1 pseudogene is annotated in these 231 nt (G+C 56.3%); it reads left to right on the forward strand.

Features of this window, described 5'->3' with window-relative positions:
* Window positions 1-231, forward strand: a pseudogene (locus KVT34_RS31420) (biliverdin-producing heme oxygenase); the annotation flags it as partial.

Below are 231 nucleotides of genomic sequence, written 5' to 3' on the forward strand. Positions count from 1 at the left end.
ACTGCCCGAATGGCAGCAACGGTGTTTCGATATCGAATCCCCCCTGAAAACGCCCCTTCTCGTAAACGATTTGGAGCAGCTCGGCCTGACGATGCGGCAAATCGAAGAACTGCCCCGGTGCGGCAATCTTCCGGTTGTCTCCACACTGCCCCGCGCCCTCGGCTATTTGTACGTGCTGGAAGGGTCCACGCTTGGCGGGCAATTGATTACAAAGCAATTGAAGGCGATTCT

This window comes from Paenibacillus sp. GbtcB18, assembly GCF_019091125.1.
In the GTDB taxonomy this organism is placed as follows: Bacteria; Bacillota; Bacilli; order Paenibacillales; family NBRC-103111; genus Paenibacillus_F; species Paenibacillus_F chitinolyticus.